This window comes from Arthrobacter sp. Marseille-P9274 (assembly GCF_946892675.1).
GTDB lineage: Bacteria > Actinomycetota > Actinomycetes > Actinomycetales > Micrococcaceae > Crystallibacter.
In genome coordinates, this window is the sequence record NZ_CAMPOV010000002.1 from 307964 (window position 1) to 327560 (window position 19597).

At 66.7% G+C, this 19597-nt stretch carries 19 protein-coding genes; 8 read left to right on the forward strand and 11 right to left on the reverse strand.

Annotated features, from left to right (window positions below):
- Positions 1-8: 8 nt before the first annotated feature.
- The 3 genes from OC550_RS14630 to OC550_RS14640 are packed head-to-tail and all read right to left on the reverse strand — an operon-like array spanning position 9 to position 2654.
- Positions 9-848, reverse strand: coding sequence for an ABC transporter permease (locus OC550_RS14630; protein ID WP_262106631.1), 840 nt, complete (start codon positions 846-848; stop codon positions 9-11).
- Positions 841-1611, reverse strand: coding sequence for an ABC transporter permease (locus tag OC550_RS14635; RefSeq protein WP_262106632.1), 771 nt, complete (start codon positions 1609-1611; stop codon positions 841-843). Before OC550_RS14635 ends, OC550_RS14630 begins: the two co-directional genes overlap by 8 nt.
- A 29-nt stretch (positions 1612-1640) precedes the next feature.
- Positions 1641-2654: an ABC transporter substrate-binding protein gene (locus OC550_RS14640; RefSeq protein ID WP_262106633.1), complete on the reverse strand. Its 1014-nt coding sequence runs from the start codon at positions 2652-2654 to the stop codon at positions 1641-1643.
- Positions 2655-2836: 182 nt separating this feature from the next.
- Between OC550_RS14640 and OC550_RS14645 the strand changes: the two genes are divergently transcribed.
- Positions 2837-4330 carry an aldehyde dehydrogenase gene (locus OC550_RS14645; protein ID WP_262106634.1) on the forward strand — a complete coding sequence of 498 codons (1494 nt, stop codon included), beginning with the start codon at positions 2837-2839 and terminating at the stop codon, positions 4328-4330.
- A gap of 178 nt (positions 4331-4508) precedes the next feature.
- Here the strand turns inward: OC550_RS14645 and OC550_RS14650 are convergent, their stop codons facing one another.
- The 4 genes from OC550_RS14650 to OC550_RS14665 all read right to left on the reverse strand — a co-directional run bounded on the left by OC550_RS14650 (position 4509) and on the right by OC550_RS14665 (position 8786).
- Positions 4509-6095, reverse strand: coding sequence for an FAD-dependent monooxygenase (locus OC550_RS14650; protein WP_262106636.1), 1587 nt, complete (start codon positions 6093-6095; stop codon positions 4509-4511).
- A 36-nt stretch (positions 6096-6131) separates the two neighbouring features.
- Complete coding sequence (locus OC550_RS14655; protein WP_262106637.1) at positions 6132-6995, reverse strand: fumarylacetoacetate hydrolase family protein; 864 nt, start codon at positions 6993-6995, stop codon at positions 6132-6134.
- A gap of 134 nt (positions 6996-7129) precedes the next feature.
- Positions 7130-7819 (reverse strand): GntR family transcriptional regulator, encoded by a 690-nt coding sequence (locus tag OC550_RS14660; RefSeq protein WP_262106638.1) that lies wholly within the window; start codon positions 7817-7819, stop codon positions 7130-7132.
- A 79-nt stretch (positions 7820-7898) separates the two neighbouring features.
- Positions 7899-8786, reverse strand: a complete 888-nt coding sequence (locus OC550_RS14665; protein WP_262106640.1) for a VOC family protein — start codon at positions 8784-8786, stop codon at positions 7899-7901.
- Positions 8787-9123: 337 nt separating this feature from the next.
- On the opposite strand from OC550_RS14665, the gene OC550_RS14670 reads away from it, so the two are divergent.
- The 3 genes from OC550_RS14670 to OC550_RS14680 all read left to right on the forward strand — a co-directional run bounded on the left by OC550_RS14670 (position 9124) and on the right by OC550_RS14680 (position 11501).
- Entirely contained in the window at positions 9124-9618 is a 495-nt protein-coding gene (locus tag OC550_RS14670) for an NADPH-dependent FMN reductase (RefSeq protein WP_262106641.1), read from the forward strand.
- Positions 9619-9732: 114 nt separating this feature from the next.
- Complete coding sequence (locus tag OC550_RS14675) at positions 9733-10602, forward strand: endonuclease/exonuclease/phosphatase family protein (RefSeq protein ID WP_262106642.1); 870 nt, start codon at positions 9733-9735, stop codon at positions 10600-10602.
- Positions 10603-10634: 32 nt separating this feature from the next.
- Positions 10635-11501, forward strand: coding sequence for a phosphatidylinositol-specific phospholipase C/glycerophosphodiester phosphodiesterase family protein (locus OC550_RS14680; RefSeq protein WP_262106643.1), 867 nt, complete (start codon positions 10635-10637; stop codon positions 11499-11501).
- A gap of 38 nt (positions 11502-11539) precedes the next feature.
- Here the strand turns inward: OC550_RS14680 and OC550_RS14685 are convergent, their stop codons facing one another.
- The gene (locus OC550_RS14685) at positions 11540-11719 is read right to left on the reverse strand and encodes a DUF1508 domain-containing protein (RefSeq protein ID WP_262106644.1); all 180 of its coding nucleotides are present in this window, start codon (positions 11717-11719) and stop codon (positions 11540-11542) included.
- Between the two features lie 281 nt (positions 11720-12000).
- Here OC550_RS14685 and OC550_RS14690 point away from each other — a divergent pair, with 281 nt between their 5' ends.
- Entirely contained in the window at positions 12001-13119 is a 1119-nt protein-coding gene (locus tag OC550_RS14690) for an alcohol dehydrogenase catalytic domain-containing protein (RefSeq protein WP_262106646.1), read from the forward strand.
- 17 nt (positions 13120-13136) lie between these two features.
- Positions 13137-13901 carry a metalloregulator ArsR/SmtB family transcription factor gene (locus OC550_RS14695; protein WP_262106647.1) on the forward strand — a complete coding sequence of 255 codons (765 nt, stop codon included), beginning with the start codon at positions 13137-13139 and terminating at the stop codon, positions 13899-13901.
- Positions 13902-13978: 77 nt separating this feature from the next.
- Here the strand turns inward: OC550_RS14695 and OC550_RS14700 are convergent, their stop codons facing one another.
- The 3 genes from OC550_RS14700 to OC550_RS14710 are packed head-to-tail and all read right to left on the reverse strand — an operon-like array spanning position 13979 to position 16835.
- A complete protein-coding gene (locus tag OC550_RS14700) occupies positions 13979-14671 on the reverse strand; it encodes a uracil-DNA glycosylase (RefSeq protein WP_262106648.1) in 693 nt (230 codons plus the stop codon).
- Positions 14672-14680: 9 nt separating this feature from the next.
- A complete protein-coding gene (locus tag OC550_RS14705) occupies positions 14681-16189 on the reverse strand; it encodes an MFS transporter (RefSeq protein WP_262106649.1) in 1509 nt (502 codons plus the stop codon).
- Positions 16161-16835, reverse strand: a complete 675-nt coding sequence (locus OC550_RS14710) for a GntR family transcriptional regulator (RefSeq protein WP_262106650.1) — start codon at positions 16833-16835, stop codon at positions 16161-16163. Before OC550_RS14710 ends, OC550_RS14705 begins: the two co-directional genes overlap by 29 nt.
- Before the next feature lie 175 nt (positions 16836-17010).
- Between OC550_RS14710 and OC550_RS14715 the strand changes: the two genes are divergently transcribed.
- Together OC550_RS14715 and OC550_RS14720 are read left to right on the forward strand one after the other, a co-directional pair.
- The gene (locus OC550_RS14715) at positions 17011-17967 is read left to right on the forward strand and encodes an alpha/beta hydrolase (protein ID WP_262106651.1); all 957 of its coding nucleotides are present in this window, start codon (positions 17011-17013) and stop codon (positions 17965-17967) included.
- Positions 17964-19574, forward strand: a complete 1611-nt coding sequence (locus tag OC550_RS14720) for an NAD(P)/FAD-dependent oxidoreductase (RefSeq protein WP_262106652.1) — start codon at positions 17964-17966, stop codon at positions 19572-19574. The genes OC550_RS14715 and OC550_RS14720 overlap by 4 nt, the downstream gene beginning before the upstream one ends.
- Positions 19575-19597 lie beyond the last annotated feature (23 nt).

The window sequence follows — 19597 nt, forward strand, 5'->3', positions numbered from 1 at the left end:
TGAGATGCTCATTTCGCCGCCGAGGCGAAGTACCAGCGCAGGAGCCTGCGCTCGAAGACAACGAACAGGACTGACAGGATGTATCCGATGACGCCGACCAAGAGCGCTCCTGCCCACGTCTCGGAGACTTTGAAGGTCGCCGAAGAATTCAGGATGTAGAAGCCAAGCCCCTCGGTCGCGGCGAACATTTCGCTGACAACCATGACAGTGATGCCGATCGGCAGTGCCACGCGGATGCCGGCGACAATCTGCGGGAGGGCGGCCGGGAGTACCACGCGCCGGAAGTGGAGCCACCTCGGAATGCGGTAGACCTGCGAGAACTTGCGGATGGTCGGCTCCACGCCAAGGACTCCGTCGATGGTGTTGAGCAATACCGGCCACATGCAGGCGAAGGCGATCGTGTAGATCTTCGGGCCCTGGCCTACACCGAACGCGCCGATGATGAGGGGAACCAGCGCCGCCTGGGGAATCGACCGGAAAAAATTGATGATCGGTTCGACAATCAGGCGGACCCGGTCAAGTTCTCCCAGTACGACCCCCAGGACGATCCCGACGACCACCGCGAGAACCATGCCGGCTGCCAGGTTGGTCAGCGAATATGCCGCTCCGGAAAGGATCACTCCGTTCCCCAGGTCCCGTCCCAGCGAAGCCAGGATCTCCTGCAGGGAGGGAATGAAGAAGTTGGTGCTCTTCGCCGAAGCGACCCACCACAGGACGAAGACGACGGCGACCAGCCAGACGGAGTCGAAGGCCTGGAGCCAAGCGGAACGCGGGCCTTTCGCTGCGCGGCCGGACTTGGCCCGCGCGGGCGACGCCGGACGGTCGAGGTTGAGGGTTGTGTCAGTCATGATCCTGCCTGTTCCACTTCAGAAGCCGGGCTTCAGCCGTTTGCAGCAGCCAGGCGATGGCCCAACCGACCAGTCCTGCGAAGAACAGGTAGGCGAACGCGATGTCCCAGTTCTGGGCCTGCTGGGCGAGCGTGATATTCCGGCCCATTCCGGGGGCCTGGCTGATGACTTCCACGCCCACCGCCACCAGGATGGCTATGGCGGCGGCGATGCGGACTCCCGTGGCCACGAACGGAAGCGCGCCCGGTAACAGGACCCGCCGGAACCACAGGGTCCGGGGTATGCGGAAAACCTTCACCGTGTCGAGGACTGCGGCCTCCTGGCGCCGCGCGCCGTAGATCGTTTGCACGAGTACCGGCCACAGGCAGGAAAGGCCAACGACGACGATTTCCATGCGGGTGCTGGAGCCGAGCAGCATGATGACCACCGGCATGAGGGCCAGCACCGGGAACGAACGGCCAAAGTCGATCAGGATCGAGGTGGAGCGATCCAGGTACCGCATCGACCCAATGAACAGGCCGAGAATGACACCGGTAACGGAAGCCAGCGCCCACCCGGTCAGTGCCGCGAGCAGCGTCTTCGCGAGCGCGGCCCAAAAGACCGGCGCCATGATCGTCGACAGGACGGCGGTGGCGATTTCGGGAACGCCCGGAGTCATCGATGGCATGGACCCGGACCAGATGACGAGCTGCCAGATCGCGAGCAGCAGCAGTACGGCCAGGACGCGCTGCAGTTGTATGGGAATGGTGGATGCCAGCTTCATCGCTTAGTCCTCCTGCACTCGATCGGGTGCTACTTCGCGTCCGCGGAGGCGCGGCGGGGAGCTTCTTCCCAGAGCAGTTCCTCGACGCTGAGCGGATCATTCAGGAGACCGAAGTGTTCCATGGCATCGATGCCGGACTGGGCTTCCTTGACGTTGATCGGTACCGAGACGGGCACAAACGCCTTGGGGGCTTTGGCAACGTCGATCTGGTTCACCTTGGCATGGACTTCCTGGGTGGCCGCGAGATTGGCGTCGTCGTTATAGAACTCCGCGGCGTCTTCCATGGCGGCGACAAACTTCCCGGCCGTCTCGCCGTTGCCGGTGAGCCATTCGTTGGTCGACGTCCACACCGTCACCGGCATGTTGGCCTGGTATTCCCGGACCGGATTGGAGATGGTCCGGTATCCGGCTTCCACCATCTGGTGGTAGAAGGAATCCGCGGGAACGACGGCGTCTACCGTCTTCTGCTCGACGGCGGCCTGCATACCGGAATAGGGCACGGCCACCTCCTTGACATCATCGGGCGACACGCCTGCCCCCTCCAGAGCCTGCAGAACGGGGATGTCCCCACCGCTCTTGACACCCATGACGCCAATCGTCTTGCCCTTGAGGTCGGCGAGGGACTTGACGTCGGAGTCTGCTGCTACCAGGACACCGGAGTTATCGGTCTTGGAATCCACCACCCCGTTGCCGCCGATGACCGACACGGGAACTCCTTCTGATGCGGACGTCGCCACATTGATCCAGGAGCCGATCGCGATGTCCACCTGTCCGGAGACGGCCATCGCCAGCAGTGCGGCCGGATCCTGCCCGGGAACCAGTTCGACATCCAGGCCATGGTCCTCGAAGTAGCCCTGGGACTCCGCCAGATGAGCCGGCTCGAAGTGGATGGGCGCTACGGCCACTTTGACCTTGGTCAAGCCTTCCCCGCTGGCAGACGCCGTAGTCTCGGAGCCGCAGCCGGTGAGCGCCGCCGTGACGAGACCGGCGAGGGCGGTGTAACTGGCCAATTGGGTAAAGGCGGAACGGTTGACAGGACGCATGAAGTGCTCCTCGTTTGCATAAGCGGTGGGTACACGGATTGAAGGCCGGGAAAGAGGCGACACTCCCGGGAGTAATGAATGTATTCTCCGTTGAAAAATATAGTCTTAATCGGCTAATGTGGCAACAGTCACAAAATCTATCTTCCGGATGGCTCGTGCAAGCCCTCCAGTTAGGACCGGATATGACCGTCGCCGACGCTGTAATAGCCCCTGAGCCGCCCCTGCTCGAGCGCCCTTTGCGCTTGCTGATCGATGGGGAATGGACGGAAGGCCACGGCCAGCCCCTGGCCATCCTGAATCCTTCTACGGGCGACTCCCTCACGACGTCGGCCTCGGCGGACGGGACTGATGTGGACCGTGCCGTCGCCGCCGCCCGGAGGGCCTTTGACGACGGGCCCTGGTCCAGGATGGCGCCGGCAGCACGGGCCCTGCTGATCCACCGTTTGGCTGACGCCCTTGAGGAGGCAAAGGAGGAATTTGCCCGGCTTGAGACACTCAACTGCGGCAAGCCGCTTGCTGTGGCCCGCGATTTCGAAGTCACCGCGGCCGTCAGCACCTTGCGCTACAACGCCGGGTGGGCAACGAAACTGAACGGCGAAACGCGCGATGTTTCGCTGCCGGGCCAGTGGCAGGCGTTCACGCTTCGGGAGGCCGTCGGTGTGGCAGGCCTGATCGTGCCATGGAACGTGCCGCTGGCCATCGCGGTATCGAAGCTGGCCCCCGCCCTGGCAGCGGGCTGCACGGTGGTCCTCAAGCCTGCCGAGCTGACTCCCCTGACGGCGGTCCGCTTGGGCGAACTGGTCCAGGAAGTCGGGTTCCCCTCCGGCGTCGTCAACATAGTGCAGGGGCTGGGCCACGTCGCCGGGCAGCGCCTCGCCGAGCACCCGGACGTGGACAAGATTTCCTTTACCGGCTCCACCGCCGTCGGCAAGCGCCTGCTCGCCTCCTCCGCTGGCAACCTCAAGCGGCTGTCGCTGGAACTGGGCGGCAAATCGCCCGTGGTGATCTACCCCGATGCCGATCTGGCCAAGGCGATACCTGCCGCGGCGATGAGCATCTTCGCCAACACCGGGCAGGTGTGCGCCGCCGGCTCCCGGCTGTATGTGCATCGCGATGTGGCGGACGAGGTCATCGGCGGCATCACCCGGATCGCCGAATCGCTGAAGATCGGGCCGGGGCTCGATCCTGCCACCCGGTTGGGGCCGATCATCTCCGAGGCACAGCGGGAGCGCGTCCTGGAATACATCCGCAGCGGCATCGAGGAGGGGGCAGCCGTTATAACGGGCGGCGCTGCCGTCGAAGGGCCGGGGTTCTTCCTGCAGCCGACGGTACTGTGCAACACGGCGCCCGGCATGCGTGTGGTCCGCGAAGAGATCTTCGGTCCCGTCCTGTCGGTTGCAACGTTCGACGACGCCGACTCCATCACCGACGTCGTGGCGCGGGCCAACGACACCGATTACGGTCTGTCCTCGACCATCTGGACCCGGGACATCTCCAAGGCACTCCAATTTGTTCGCCGGATCAAGGCCGGCAACGTCCGGGTCAACGCTTCGGGCGGCATGGATCCCAACATGCCCTTCGGCGGCTTCAAGCAGTCAGGTTGGGGCCACGAGAACGGCCGGGAAGGCGTGGAGGCCTTCACCGAACTGAAATCCGTGGCCATCAACATCGACTGACGGCCCAAGCCGAACGGCTCCGGAGCGGGCAACCGCTCCGGAGCCGTTGTGATTTCGCTGCCGGCACCGCAGGCACATCTGCGGGATGAAGGCCGTGATACGACCTGGCCCCGGCACCGAGGGTCTCGGCACCGGGGCCAGGTCTGTGAGGCTCGGTCTGCGGGGTGGGTGATCCGGGTCAGTCCCGGGCGGCGACCGCGGCGGAGGCCGCGGCTCCAGGCTGCACAGCCAGCCCCGGCGCATAGTCCTTTAGCGCCCGCAGCGCCGCTGCTTCTCCTGCAGCCGTTGTCGCCGCCGCGACGTAACGGTCGGGACGCACGATCAGCACGCTCCGCGTCCCGGCCAAGGCGGCGAAGGCGCCAGAGGTATCCACGACCGAAAGAGGCGAGGCACCGCCGTCGTTGGTATCCAACGGCTGGATCTCGATGCTGCCGCCGGGCAGGAACCGCAGGGCCGCCCAGCCGGTGCCGAGCACCGTGTCCAAAGGAACCGTGTCCCCCGTGGCCAGCAGGACCTGGGGCTGGGACAGCGAGCGTCCGACCAGCGCCGCTGCTGCCTTCTCTACGTCGTCCGCCGCGGAAACCACGCAGCCTTCGGTGAAGTGCGGCTGCTTGAGGAACTTCATGCCGGTCAGCCAGTTCTTGGCCGCCGGCACCACGCCCAGCCCGGTGATCAGCGCGTCGCGGACCGCCGTCAGCTTCGGATTGACGCTCATGACGACCTTGCCGATGCGCTGGGACAGCCGCACCATGTCGACCGCGTGCGGCCGCCGCTCGGTGGCGTAGGTGTTGATCAGGGCGTCGGTGCCGATGCCCCGCACGTGCGCGGCGACCTTCCAGACCAGGTTCGCCACGTCGCGGATGCCCGCGTTCAGGGCCTGCCCGGCGAAAGGCGGCATCATGTGCGCGGCGTCCCCGGCCAGCAGCACGTGCCCCATTCGGTAATTCAGCGCCACCCGCTGGTGCGCCACGTAGACCGCGGCGCGGCGGATGTCCTTCGGCACGATCTTCTGGAACGGAGCGATCAACGCGATGATCTTCTCCGGCTGCGTGACGGTCTTGGCGTCCTCCCCGGGCAGCAGCATGAATTCATAGCGTCGGCGCCCCTTCACTCCGGGCACGACGACGGCCGGACGGGTCCCGTTGCAATGGAACTCCGCGAAGGGCTCCGGCGTGCCGGGCGTATTCACGATGTCGGCCACGATCCACTTCTGCACTTGGGTGGATCCCTCCATCGGGATACCCAGCTGTGCGCGCACAGGGCTTCGTCCGCCGTCGCAGGCGATGATCCATCTGGCGCGGACGGTCTTCTTGCCCTCGTCGTCGATCAGCACCGTGTCGGCGTGGTCCGGGGCCTCCGTGATGCGGAAAGCCTCGGTATTGAAGCGGATGTCGATCTGCGGGCGCTGCCGCGCCGCCTCCAGCAGCAAGGCCTCCATGACCGGCTGGTCGAACTGCGATTTGCCAGGCTGACCGAGCCGCGGGCTCGCCGGCCGGACCTCGGCGAGCAGCTGGCCCTTGCGGCCGTAGTAGCGGGCACCGGTATCCATCAGCATCTCAGGCGCCAGGCGGTCCATGATGCCGATCCGCTGCATGACCCTCAGCGTCTCGTCCGTGGCGCTGATGGCCCGCGGCTCGTCGCTGGTGCCGGCGTTCTTCTCGACCAGCATGACGCGCACGTCCTGATCGGCCAGCAGGTTGGCTGCGGCCAGGCCTATGGGCCCGGCACCGATAACGAGCACGTCTGTTTCGAGGAGGTTTTCCATCGCTATTGCCTTTCCGTTGGTCCGCGAGTGGACAGGTCAGGCCTCGAGCCGGACCGTGTTGCGCAGCACGCCCAGACCGGTGATCTCGACCTCCACGACATCGCCGTCGGAGAGCAGGCCTGAGGGGGTCATGAAGCGGCCCACTCCTCCCGGGGTGCCGGTGACGACGACATCGCCGGCGGACAGCTTCGTGAAGCCGGTGACGTAGCTGAGGAGCTGAGGGATATCGAAGTACAGGTCAGCCACGGAGGCCTTCTGCCGAATTTCGCCGTTCACGCGGGTTTCCAGGGTCAGGTCCCTGACGTCGCCCAGATCCGACGCCGGTACGAGGTACGGCCCAAAGGCGCCGGTGCCGGGGAAGTTCTTTCCCGGCGTCCACTGCGTGGTGGCCAACTGCCAGTCGCGCACGCTGAAATCGTTGTACGCGGCGTAACCGGCCACGAGTTCCATGGCTTCAGTCTCGGCGACGTGGAAGCCGTCCTTGCCGATGACAAGGGCCATCTCTCCCTCGTAGTCGAATTCGTTCGTGGAGGCGGGCATCAGAGCCGGCTGCAGGTGGCCCATCTGCGAATCCGCGAAGCGCGTGAAGATGGTCGGAGCCTTCTGCTCATTCTGGTGCGCAGCCCTGCCCGTTTCCTGCTGATGGCTGCGGTAGTTCACGCCGATGCAGATGATCTTGCCCGGGTTGGTGATCGAGGGCAGGAACTCGATTTCCGCCTCCGGACGGGAAGGGGCGGTATGGAACTCTTCGCCGACGGAGCCGAAGATTCCGTTTTCGACGGCGGCGCGCAGGGTGGGTGCCAGTGCCGAACCCGTGGGGCCCAGATCATAAGCGCGGCCCTCGTCGATGATGCCCCAGGTTTCGGATCCGTCTGCTGCGGTAAACGATGCGTACTTCAATGGGTGTTCCTTTCGCTGTGGCGCCAGGGCCGTCCTGCGGTCTTGCCGCACTGCCGCCATCCAATGTGGCCAACGCCACCAGCTTAGGAATAGTAGAGTCGATTTGTCAACGGATTATATATTCTGAACTCTTTTTACTTTTCTACTGCTGCGAGTTCGGCCGCGGGAACATCGAGGCCGGCTTCAAGCACGATGTGCATCGTCCTCTCGTAGTGCCGCCGCAGCAGCTTGGCGAGCCCCGAGGCGTCCCGCGCGAGCGCCGCCTCCAGAATGTCGCGGTGCTCCTGTTCGACATCGCGTTCCGCTGCCCCGCGGGACGGCGCAGCCCACCGCCGGTAGAGCTCCGTGGAATCGGCCAGATTGTCGGCCAGCCGAATCATGGGGGCGCTGGCGCAGGCCTCCAGGAGCTTCGCATGGAAGGACCGGTGTGCAACCGACCACGGGTCCGCAATATGCTCCGGATCCTCTTGGTCCCGCCGAGGCGTCCTGGACAACTGATGATGCGCGGCGATGAGGTCGGATTCCCATTGCAGGTCCCCGCGTTCGACCGCGAGGCGCGAGGCCAGCTCCTCGGTGACGCAACGCAACTCCGTGAGGTCACGCAACTCCCGCGGTTCGAGTTCGGGGACGAAGAAGCCGCGATTGCGTTCCCATGTCAGCAGCCCATCTCCGGCCAGGCGGGTCAGCGCCTCCCGGACGACGGTTGAACTAGTGCCGAACCGTTCGGCGAGCGCAACCGGGGCCAGCCTCTCCCCCGGCCGCCACGAACCGCCCAGGACGGCGCGCCGAATCCCGTCAACTGTCTGACCCCCGGCCTCAGCCATGACCCCACCCTCTCACCCAGCTGGTTTCCCGACGTTCCGCCCGGCGCGCCCGACCGACACTCCCGCCCTGAGCGCAACCTTAGCGGACGCCGGACAGCCGGTTGGCAACGGGCGGAATCCCGAACTTGCGGAACTCCTCGGGACGGAATGAGCTCCACTTGTTGTACCAGTTCTCCTCCTGGCCCCAGACCACGGGCGGACGGCTGTCGTCATAGATCTGCTCCAGGTCGGTGTAGAGCTCGACCACCGCGCCGGAGGTTTCCACATAGTAGGCGGCAATGTTGTGGCCCGCGCCGTGGCGGACCGGCCCCCAGATCAGTTCGCGCCCGACCTGATGCAGCCGGTCACCGAGCTTGCCGAGGTCGACAATGGACTGGGCCTGCCACGCGTGGTGATGGAACGTGCCCTCGCCCTTAATGAGGGCGATGCCATGGTGGTCAGCGTTGCAGCGCATGAAGTAGGCGAAGTCATCGCCGATCACGTCGGAAAGCCGGAAATCGAGGACGCGGTGCAGGAACTTCATCATTCCGGTCACGTCGCGCGGATGGAAGTTGATGTGCCCATACCTGTCCGGGCCAAAGGACAGCTGCCCCGGCGCATCCGGCTGCATGTCGATGTAGACCTCGAAGATCCAGCCTTCGGGTCCAACGAAGGTGAAGCCATCCTGGATGCCGGCGCTGACCGCCTTCTCGCTGATAACCGGAAGGTTCTCATCCCGCACGCGCTGCCGAATGGTCCGCAGCGCGTCTCCGTCCCGGGCCACAAGCCCCAGGCTGTGGATGCCGTTGACGTCCGACTCCACGTAGACAAGCTCGTGGTGAACCCCGGCGGCCGCAAGGTAGACCTCGTTGTCGGTCTTCTCCGTCACCCGTAGGCCCAGGAGCTGCGTGGCATCGAAGACCGATCCCTGCACATCGGTGGTTTGGATGGCGACGTGCCCCATCTCGCTGATTAGTCCCCAGGACATACCCTGCTCCTTCCATACACGGCACACGCCGCAGCCAATGTGACTGCCTCCACATTATCTGACCAATAATGTATTTTCCAGCGTTTATGCGTTTTGTTCGAATCCCGGGAGGATCTGGCTTTCCGGCTGCACGGCCCCATCGGGCGTCTTGCAGCCGGTGGAGCACGGCGAGCCGGAACTCGATATACCCGTCCAAGAGCATTTGCCCTGGTTCCGTCTGGCAGACTGCGAAGTCCGGGTGTGGCTGTCTCGCACGCTGCTGCTGACTGTCGCCGGGACGACTTCTGGCCACTAGACTCCGGACCAGTCCCCGAGCACCGTCGTCGAAGGAAACCGCATGAAGACCGTTGTTGTCGCCGGAAACCCCAAGCCAGGCTCCCGCACCCTCGATGCCGGCATCCGGCTGGCCGCGCGCCTCGGTGCGGACCCGCTGGACATCGTCGACGTGGTCCAGTTGGGGCCGGGGCTGCTCGGCTGGGGTGATCCGGGCGTAAAAGACGCCCTCGAACTCGTGGCGGGAGCCGACTTGGCCGTGATCGCCTCACCCACCTTCAAGGCCACTTACTCCGGTCTGCTCAAATTATTCCTCGACCAGTTCGCGACCGGCGACGGCCTGCGCGACGTCGTCGCCGTGCCGCTGATGCTCGGCGCCGGACCGGCCCATGCACTCGCACCGGAACTGCTGCTCAAGCCGGTCCTCGTCGAACTCGGTGCCGTCTGCCCGGCGCCCGGTCTGTACCAACTGGACCGCACCTACGCCGAGGATTCCAGCGCGGCCGACTATGCGGACCGCTGGCAACCGGCCATCCGCGCTGCGCTCCGCCACCGCTGACACGCCGCACGTTCACCCTCGCGCCACCGCCCGGCCCGCTGGCAGTCAACCGCTTGAAACGGTTATCCGAAACAGTAAACCCTGCATCCCAATTTCCCAACAGAAGGATGAACAATGCAGGGAACTACCCGCATCAAACGTCTGATCCCCACAGGCACCGCGGCCGCCATGGTGGCCCTTTCTGCCCTGGCAGCCGCTCCGGCGCAGGCGGACGCGCCTGCCGATGAAGTCCGCGTGATGTCCTTCAACATCCACCACGGCGCCGACGGCGCCGACAACCTGGACCTCGAGCGCATCGCCCGCGACATCGAGGCGAGCGGCTCGGACATCATCGGGCTGCAGGAAGTAGACAACCACTGGTCCACCCGAAGCGATTTCGAGGACCAGGCCGCCTGGCTCGCCGACCGCCTGGACATGCATTACGCCTACGCCGCAAACCTGGACCGGGAGCCGGCCGAAGGACAGACCGAGCGCCGCCAGTACGGCACGGCCATCCTGAGCGAGTACCCGATACTGGACTCCGAGAACCATCTGCTGACCAACCTCGAATATGCCCAACGGCCCACCGAACAGCGCGGACTGCTGGAGGCGGTCATCAACATCGAGGGCAACCACGTTAGCTTCTACAACACGCACCTGGACCACCAACGCAGCGAACAGCGCCAGTCGCAGGTGAAGGAGATCCTCGCGGTCGCAGAGGAATCCGAGCTGCCCTCCGTCCTGGTCGGAGACCTGAATGCCGTGCCGTCGGCCCCGGAGATGCAGGACATCATGACCGGGTTCACCGATGTCTTCGCGGTGCTCGGCCAGGACGACGCCTACACCTACCCGGTCGAGGAGCCGGACCGGCAGATCGACTACATCCTCACCAGCGACGACATCGAAGCCGAAGCCGCCGAGGTCATCGACACGACCTCCTCGGACCACCTGCCGATCGTCGCTGACCTGAGCATCGAGCAGAACCCCAACGGCCTGCTCAAGTAGTCCCCGAACCACTGACCCCGAAGGACAATCCCGTGTTCAAGCACACCGCAGCGGCCCTGCTGGCCACCGCCGCCGCCTTCTCCGGCTCAGCCCTGCCCGCCACCGCCGCCCCGCAGGACGAAACGGCAGCGGCGCCTGCCGGCGTCGTCCTCGGCGCACCGCAGGACCAGGCGCACGCCCACAACGACTACGAGCACGACCGCCCGCTCTACGACGCGCTGGAGCACGGCTTCACTTCGGTGGAGGCCGACGTCTGGCTGGTGGACGGTGAGCTGTTGGTCGCGCACGACCGCGAGGACGTCGAAGCCGGCGTGACGCTGGAAAGCCTCTACCTGGATCCGCTGACGGAACTGGTGAAGGGCAACGGCCGCAGCGTCTACCCCGGCTGGGACGGCCAGTTCCAGCTGCTGATCGATATCAAGAGCGAGGGCGAAGCCACCTACGCCGCGATCGAGGAAGAGCTGGCCGAACACCGCTCAATCCTCAGCCGCTACACCCATGGCAAGACCAAGACCGGCCCCGTGGCCGCGGTGATCAGCGGAAACCGGCCGCTGGAAACCATGCAGTCGGCCCAGCAGCGCTTCGGCTTCTACGACGGCCGCGCCTCGGACCTCGAATCGGGCACGTCCGCGGACCTGATGCCGCTGGTCAGCAACAACTGGACGCAGCTCTTCACCTGGCAGGGCGTCGGTCCGATGCCGGAGGCCGAGCGCGCCCGGCTGCGGGAGTACGTTGCCACCGCCCACGAGCAGGGCTTCCGGGTCCGATTCTGGGCCACCCCGGACCAGGCGGGAGCGGCGCGCGACGCGGTCTGGACCGAGCTCTACAAGGCCGGCGTTGACCACATCAATACGGACGACCTCGCCGGGCTGGAAAAGTTCCTCGCGGCGCGCGGCTGATTCCCGTCGTAAAGCTGCACCCCCGTGCAGTCTTTGGCTTACCCGACCGGTACAGACTTGTCGGCAATCCGGGCGGTCGCCGCGACTTCGCGCGCATCGCGGATGGCGGCCACCACGCTCGACTTCTCCTCATACCCCTCGGAGACGGCGATGACGCGGTCCTTCTCCATCATCCGGAACCGGTACTTCTTGTTGGCATCCCGGTAGATTTCGAACATGATGCATTCCCCCTGATCTTTGTGGTGATCCCCCCGCGGCCCCCTTTTGTGCGGCCGGCGTACGGCAGGCTTGTGTGGCCATGGCGCCATTGCCACGGCCGTAACACAAGGGTAGGGCGAACCGTGGTTACTCCCGAGTACGGTTCTGTAATGTTTGTCACATCCGGTAAAACGCTGAATTCCAGCTGTTAAATCCCTCTGAATGACGGCGGGAGGCTTGTCGCCCCGCCCTGAACGAACCGCGCCGCCTACGATCAAAAGGACCGGGAGGAGGTGCAGGAGTGGCGGATGAGCAGGACGACACCCAAGACGGCGGCGGCCGAAACTGCAGCAGGCTAGACGGCGCGCAGGACCAGGGCCCGACGAACCTGGCGTTGGCCCGCACCTCGACGGAACCCGGGGGCGTGGGCCTGGTTGATCATCCGGTGCGCCTGCCGGGACCGGAGGAAGTCGAGTTCCAGGTCGCGCTCTGCGGCCTGTGCGGTTCGGACGTAGTCGTTTACGACGCCGATCCCCACTTCGCGTGGGTGCCTCCGCGGACCGTGCTGGGCCACGAATCGGTCGGCACGGTGGGCCGCGTCGGCCTGCTGGTGCCGGAGGAAATCGTCCCGGGGATGCGCGTGGTGCCCGTTTCAAAAGTCCGCTGCGGCCGGTGCAGCGAGTGCGCCGCCGGGCGGGTGGAGCAGTGCCGGCGTCCCGCCACCCTTGGCCTGGGCCGGCATGGAACGGCGTGCGGACGGACCATCGTTCCGTGGCACTGCCTGGTCCCGGTGCCGGATGGGCTGCCGGACACGACGGCGGTGCTCGTCGAGCCGACGTCCGTCGCCTGCCGCGCGGTGGCCGAAGTCGCCCAAGTGCAGGCCGGCGAGCGCGTCGCCGTCTCGACCACAAGGGCCATCGGCCTGCTGGCCGCGCTTATCGCGAAGGCCCGGGGCGCCGAGGTCACGATGGTCGGCCGCCCGGACCCCGAGCAGGAGGCCAGGCGGGAGCTGGCAGTCCGGCTGGGGCTGAGGAGCACCACCGCCCCGGATCCCGGCCGGTTCGACACGTGGGTGGAGGCGTCCGGCTCCGGCAAGCAGTTAACCACCGCCATGGCCTCGCTGCGGTCCGGCGGCAAGCTGGTACTGGTCGCCATGTATGCCAGCGGCACCGCACAGCCCGTGAGCGCCCGCGCGCGCAAGGACATCTCCATCCTGACCAGCTACTCGTCGGTCCGCTCCGACTTCGAGCAGGCCATCGGCTTCCTGCTCACCATGCCCCGCGTCGGGGAGCAGCTCATCACGCTCTTCCCAATGGACCGGGCGGTCGAGGCCCTGCGGCTCACCTCCCAGCCGCACAGCACCGTCGGCGGCAAACCGCTGATCAAAGCCGTCCTGGATCCTCGACATGTGACCATTTAGTCACCTATTATAAAGACGTGGACGAGGTGTTCAAGGCGCTGGCCGATCCCACCCGGCGCGAGTTGCTCGACGAGCTGTTCCGCCGGGACGGACAGAGCCTGAGTGAGCTTGAAGAGCGCTTCGAAATGTCCCGCTTCGGGGTGATGAAGCACCTGAAGCTGCTGGAGGAAGCAGGCCTGGTGGTGACCCGGCGCCGCGGCCGCGAAAAACTGCACTTCCTGAATCCGGTGCCCATCCGGCTCGTTCACGACCGGTGGGTCAGCAAGTACGCCGAGCCGTGGGCCGCTGGCCTCAGCGACCTCAAATCCCGTTTGGAGACTCCCATGGAAAACACCGAAAAGATCTTTGAAATCTACATTCGCACCAGCCCCGAACGCCTCTGGGAAGCCATCACGGACAGCGAAACCCGGAGCAAGTACATGTTCGGCAACCGGATCGAGACCGACTGGCAGCCCGGCTCCGCCTACCGCATGACCAATCCTCGGGCCGACGGCCCGCTCGGCGAGGGCGAGGTCCTCGAGGTGGATCCGCCCCGCCGCCTGGTGCAGACCATGCGCGCGCTCTGGGGCGAGGACGTCAAGGCGCAGGGAACGTCTCGCATCACGTGGGAGATCGAGCAGGTCGAGGATTCCTGCCGGCTCACCGTCACCCATGACCAGCTGCGCGAGGGCGCCAACGAGCAGCTCTACGGCGGCTGGCCGATGATCCTCTCCGGCCTGAAGACCTGGCTGGAGACCGGCGAGACCCTGACCACGCCGGGCTCGATCATGTACACCCGCTGACCCGGGCCACGGAACGGGTACGGTCCGCGGATGGACATCAGGGAGGACGACGGCGGAACCGCGCTTTCGCCGTCGTCCTAACTTTTGGCTTCCGTGCCAGAGTGCGACCCGGCAGGGGTTTCGTCGATACCCGCGGCGAGAAGTTCCCGCAGGCCCTCGCGGAACTTGACCTTGCCGCCGTGGGCCGGATGCCGGACCTTCGGGGCGCTGCGGCCGCTGGCGAGGACGCTGCGGTGGCCGATGTTGCCGACGGCGATGACGTTCCCGATCCCGAAGATCCGGGCCAGTTCCTGCCACAGCGGCAGCCCGGTCCGGATCTCGGCGGTCGACGGCGTGCGGTTGGAGAGCGGCCGGCCCGGCTGGTGCGGATGCAGCGGGTAGGCGCTCCAGAGCAGCGGCAGGAAATCGAGTTCCGCCAGCACGTCCCACATCACCGTGGCCGTGGGTTCGGCGGCGACCGTGCCGGCGTCCGGCGGCAGGACGTAACCCTTCTCGGGGCCGAACAGGCCGAACGGGTCCGCTCGGCCCTCGATGATGGCGGGGTTGCTGAACGGCACGCCGGTCATGCGCATGCCGCGGTAGCCGGGAGCCTCCCCGACCAGCAGGACCGAGGGCCGGCGTTCCAGCATCTCCAGCAGGTACAGCTCGAGGTTCCGGCGCCGCAGGGCATTGCCGGCGTCGCTGTAGTCGAAGAAGTTGGTGCTGGCGGGGCCGGTTTCCGTGCGGGCCAGCAGTTCGACGAACGCCCGGACCGGCTTTTTCGCTGACATGCTCCGACGTTATCGCTTCCCGCGCCGCAGCCCCGGGGAATCGACGCCCGGACCGGTGTCGGACGGGCCGGCGGCAGGCGGGTTGCGGATCCCCCAGGCCGAGATGAGCCCTCCGGCGATCGCCAGGACAGCCACGACGACCATCACCCGGCGAAACCCTCCGCCGTCGAGCGCTCCGCCGAGGATCACGCCGGCAAACGCCACGGCGATCAGCCCGGCAATGCGCGAGACGGCATTGTTGATGGCGGAACCGATCCCGCTCTCCCCCGGTCCCACGGCCGCGAGGATGCCGGCGGTCAGCGGCGCGACGGTGATGGCGAGGCCCAGCCCGCACACCAGCAGGCCGGGCAGCATCCGGGCCGGGAAATCCAGGGGCATGCCTGCCCCCGTCATCAGCAGATAGCCGGCGCCGAGCACCATCGGGCCCGCCGCCATGAAGATCCGCGGGCCGTACTTCCCGGCCAGTCCGCCGAAGGTGCCGGAGAGCAGCAGCATCAGCACGGCGACGGGAATCGTGGCCAAGCCGGCCTGCGTCGCCGAGAATCCCCCGACCTGCTGCAGGAACAGCACAATCATCAGCATGCCCAGCGACAGCGCGGCGTAGATGAACGCCGTCGCGATGTTTCCTACACCGAAGTTGCGGACTTTGAACAGCCGCAGCGGCATCATCGGATGGGCGGTGCGGCCCTCCCACCACAGGAAGGCGGCGAAGGACGCCAGCCCCAGGACCAGGGAACCCGCGATGCCCGGATGGGTCCAGCCCAACCGCTGATGCTCGATCAGCGCGAAGACCACCCCGGCCAAGCCGAACGCGGCCAGCAGGGCGCCCGCCAGGTCTACCGGGGGACGGTTCCGGACAGAAGGCCCGGCCTTGAGACGCCCGAGAATCGCGAGCGTGACCGCGATCGGAAGCACGTTGATGGCGAAGATCCAGCGCCAACTGGACAGATCGACCAAGAGCCCGCCGAGCAGCGGGCCGGCGATGGCCGAGGTTCCGGTCCACCCGGTCCAGATCCCGATGGCGCGGGCCTGGGCCGCTCCCTGGTATGACGACATGATGAGCGCCAGCGAACTGGGGACCAGCAAGGCGCCGCCGGCCCCCTGCACCGCCCGCGACGCAATCAGCGCCGCCCCGGTCGGCGCCAGCGCGCAGGCCAGCGACGCCGCCCCGAACAGCACCAGGCCCAGCCGGAGAATCCGGATGCGGCCGAAGCTGTCGGACAGGGACCCGGCGATCAGGATGAGGGCGGCGAGGGTCAGGAGGTAGGCATCCACGACCCACTGCTGCAGGGCCAGGCCGCCGCCCAGATCCTCGCCGATCGCAGGCAGCGCGACGTTGACGATCGCCCCGTCCAGGAAGGCGATGAACGAGGCCAGGATCGCCGCCCAGAGCACCGGCCGGAGGGCAGGATCGAGGCGGTCGTTTGCAGCTGACCGATGGTTCCCGCGGACCCGTCTGCTCATCAGCGCCTCGTCGTCGGCCCCGGTCCTAGTGCGGCCGCGGGGCGACGACGGCATCGTCAGAGCGGTCGCGGTGCATGGCCGCAATCAAGTCGCTGAAGAAGGAGCGCAACCGCTGAACGGCGGCAGCGTGGTCGCCGCCGGCCAGCAGCCCGGCGGTGTCGCCGAATGCCTCCCCCCAGAGCGACAGCAGGTGGTTGGAGGGATAGAGCTGGATGCGGTTCAGCGAGCGGAGCAGCACATGGTCCGTCACCGCCCGCAGTTCGTCGTTGTCCGCGGCGTCGCAGATCAGCTCCGCGATCCGGCGGAAAGCCTTCCCCGAGCGGTCCAGCTGGTCGGGCCTGAGCTCGGCCTGGAATCCACGCACGGCGGCGGCGAACTCGTCCAGCCACTCCTGGTCCAGCCGCCCCTCGGCCCGCTCCAGTCCGGCTACCAGCACGGCGCCCAGCACGTCCATCAGGTCGATGGCCTGCTTCTGCGTCAGCATGGCCACCCGGCGGCGCTTGTTCGGCAGCGCCTCGATGAAGCCCTCGCTGATCAGCTGCGTGATGGCTTCGCGCACCGGCGTCACGCTGAGCCCCAGCCGGGCTGCGAGCTCGGCATCCTTCACGGGCGCGCCGGGGGCCAGCTCGCCGGAGAGCATTTCGCCGCGCAGGCGCTGCACCACGGCGTCCTTGCGGGACAGGGGTAGCTCGAAGGCCATGCCGCTCCCCTTTCCCCTCGGATCTTCCTCGCCGCGAGGGCATATCCAACTCTACCGAGGGTTCGTAAAATAGGGGCCTCCGACCTCTTCCTTTCGTAAAACAATGCATTCTATAGTGATGTGACCTGCATCACTGGTGCGGGTTCGACAATCCGCTCAACGAAGAGAGATTGACATGGCGCTTGATGAAGCCACCATCCAGTTCCTGGCCGCCGCAGCAGAAGCAGCGGGCCCCGATGCCAAGCCGATGTGGGAGATGGAGCCCGCACAGGCCCGGGCCACCTCGGCCGCGATGAATGAAATGTTCGGCAAGGGCCCGGACATGCAGCGCACCGAAGACCACACCCTGACCGGCTACGACGGCGGCACCTTCGCCATCCGCGTCCACGTGCCGACGGACCGGCCCACGGGCGTCTTCCTCTACCTCCACGGCGGCGGCTGGGTCGTCGGCGACATCGACGGCTACGACACCCTCGGCCGCCAATTGGCGGAAAAGACGGGCAACGCCGTCGTCCTGGTCAACTACCGCAAGGCGCCGGAGAAGCGGTTCCCCGCCGCCGTCGAGGACTCCTGGACTGCCCTGCAGTGGGCGGCCGAGCACCTCGAGGACATCGCCGGCTCCCGGGTGCCGCTGTTCGTCGGCGGCGACAGCGCGGGCGGCAACCTCTCCGCCGTGATGGCCCTGCGTGCCCGCGACGAGGGCGGCCCGCAGCTGGCCGGCCAGATGCTCATCTACCCCGTCACCGACGCTGACTTCACCCGGATTTCCTACGACGAGCCGGAGAACCAGACCCTGCTGACCAAGGAATTCATGATCTGGTTCTGGGACCACTACGCGCCGACCCCGGAGGACCGCGACCATCCGCACGCCTCGCCGCTGCGGGCCGAAAGCCTGCAGAACCTGCCGCCGGCCCTGGTCGTCACTGCGGCGCACGACGTGCTCCGCGATGAGGGCGAATCCTACGCGCAGCGGCTTGAGGAGGCCGGAGTCGACGTCGAGTTCCACCGCTGGCCCGGCCAGATGCACGGCTTCTTCTCGATGGTCAATGTGCTGCCGGCGAGCGCCGAGGTGATGGACCTCGTGGCCCGCCGCGTGCGGGCCCTCTCCGCCGAGCCGGCCTTGGAGGCATGATGGAGCGCGTGCGCGAGGTGGACGCGGTCATCGTCGGTGCAGGCTTCTCCGGCCTGTACATGCTGCACAAGCTGCGTGACCAGGGGCTTTCCGCCGTGGTGTTCGAAAAGGGCGACGGCGTCGGCGGCACCTGGTACTGGAACCGTTACCCGGGAGCCCGCTGCGACGTGGAGAGCCCGTACTATTCCTACTCGTTCGACCCTGAGCTGGAGCAGGAGTGGGAGTGGACGGAGCGCTACCCGGCCCAGCCTGAGCTGATGCGCTACCTGAACTTCGTGGCCGACCGCTACGACCTGCGCCGGGACCTGGAACTCGAGACCACCGTGACGGCAGCGGAGTACGACGGCGGAACGAACCGGTGGCGGGTGTCGACCAGTTCCGCCCGGGGCGACGAGGTGACGCAGGCCCAGTTCTGCATCATGGCAACGGGCTGCCTGTCGACCAGCCGCATCCCGGACTTCCGGGGGCTCGAGTCCTTCAGCGGCGAGGTCTACCATACCGGCGCCTGGCCGCACGAGGACGTAGACTTCACCGGCAAGCGCGTCGGCGTGGTCGGAACGGGTTCCTCCGGCATCCAGTCCATCCCTGTCATCGCGGCGCAGGCCGAGCAGCTGACCGTGTTCCAGCGGACGCCGAACTTCAGCGTCCCGGCCAAGAACGGACCACTGGACCAGGAGTTCTGGCAGGACGTGAAGGCCAACTACCGCCGGATCCGGGAGGACGCCAAGCACACCCCCACCGGCCTGCCGTTCCCGCCCGGTGCCGACGCAGCGCTGGAGGCGGCTCCGGAGGAACGCCAGCGGGTCTTCGACGAACACTGGACGCTCGGCGGATTCCGGCTGGCCCAGTGCTTCTCGGATCTGGCCGTGAGCAACGAGGCCAACGAGACCGTCGCCGAATACATCCGGACCAAGATCGACGAGATCGTGGAGGACCCGGAGACGGCGCGGCTGCTCAAGCCGTACGACCATCCCGTGGGCACCAAGCGCATCTGCGTCGACACCGAGTACTACGCCACCTACAACCGGCCGAACGTGCAGCTGGTCGACGTGCGCAAGGCGCCGATCGAGGAGATCACCCCCGCCGGCCTGCGCACCGCCGAGCAGGAGTACGAGTTCGACGCGATCGTGTTCGCCACCGGCTTCGATGCCATGACCGGAGCTCTGCTGGCCATCGACATCCGCGGTCGCGACGGCGTCGCCCTGCGGGACAAGTGGGAGGCCGGCCCGCGAGCCTACCTGGGCGTCTCCATGGCCGGGTTCCCCAACCTGTTCACGGTCACCGGCCCGGGCAGCCCGTCCGTGCTGAGCAACATGGTCACCTCCATCGAGCAGCACGTGGACTGGATCGCCCGGCACATCGAGTACCTGGACGCCAACGGGCTGCAGTCCTCGGAACCGCTGGCGGAGGCCGAGGACGCCTGGGTCGAGCACGTCAACGCCCTGGCGGACATGACGCTCTTCCCGCAGGCCAACTCCTGGTACCTCGGCGCCAACGTGCCCGGCAAGCCGCGGGTCTTCATGCCGTACGTCGGCGGCGTGGGCGCCTACCGCGCCAAGTGCGACGAGGTTGCAGCGAAGGCCTACGAAGGGTTCGCGCTCGCCTAGCACCGGCATGGGGAGGACGACGG

Excerpts from the sequence above, each read along its gene's own strand:
- OC550_RS14630 (WP_262106631.1), bottom strand. The coding sequence starts at position 848 with ATGACTGACACAACCCTCAACCTCGACCGTCCGGCGTCGCCCGCGCGG.
- OC550_RS14635 (WP_262106632.1), bottom strand. The coding sequence starts at position 1,611 with ATGAAGCTGGCATCCACCATTCCCATACAACTGCAGCGCGTCCTGGCC.
- OC550_RS14640 (WP_262106633.1), bottom strand. The coding sequence starts at position 2,654 with ATGCGTCCTGTCAACCGTTCCGCCTTTACCCAATTGGCCAGTTACACC.
- OC550_RS14645 (WP_262106634.1), top strand. The coding sequence starts at position 2,837 with ATGACCGTCGCCGACGCTGTAATAGCCCCTGAGCCGCCCCTGCTCGAG.
- OC550_RS14650 (WP_262106636.1), bottom strand. The coding sequence starts at position 6,095 with ATGGAAAACCTCCTCGAAACAGACGTGCTCGTTATCGGTGCCGGGCCC.
- OC550_RS14660 (WP_262106638.1), bottom strand. The coding sequence starts at position 7,819 with ATGGCTGAGGCCGGGGGTCAGACAGTTGACGGGATTCGGCGCGCCGTC.
- OC550_RS14665 (WP_262106640.1), bottom strand. The coding sequence starts at position 8,786 with ATGTCCTGGGGACTAATCAGCGAGATGGGGCACGTCGCCATCCAAACC.
- OC550_RS14670 (WP_262106641.1), top strand. The coding sequence starts at position 9,124 with ATGAAGACCGTTGTTGTCGCCGGAAACCCCAAGCCAGGCTCCCGCACC.
- OC550_RS14675 (WP_262106642.1), top strand. The coding sequence starts at position 9,733 with ATGCAGGGAACTACCCGCATCAAACGTCTGATCCCCACAGGCACCGCG.
- OC550_RS14685 (WP_262106644.1), bottom strand. The coding sequence starts at position 11,719 with ATGTTCGAAATCTACCGGGATGCCAACAAGAAGTACCGGTTCCGGATG.
- OC550_RS14700 (WP_262106648.1), bottom strand. The coding sequence starts at position 14,671 with ATGTCAGCGAAAAAGCCGGTCCGGGCGTTCGTCGAACTGCTGGCCCGC.
- OC550_RS14705 (WP_262106649.1), bottom strand. The coding sequence starts at position 16,189 with ATGCCGTCGTCGCCCCGCGGCCGCACTAGGACCGGGGCCGACGACGAG.
- OC550_RS14710 (WP_262106650.1), bottom strand. The coding sequence starts at position 16,835 with ATGGCCTTCGAGCTACCCCTGTCCCGCAAGGACGCCGTGGTGCAGCGC.
- OC550_RS14715 (WP_262106651.1), top strand. The coding sequence starts at position 17,011 with ATGGCGCTTGATGAAGCCACCATCCAGTTCCTGGCCGCCGCAGCAGAA.
- OC550_RS14720 (WP_262106652.1), top strand. The coding sequence starts at position 17,964 with ATGATGGAGCGCGTGCGCGAGGTGGACGCGGTCATCGTCGGTGCAGGC.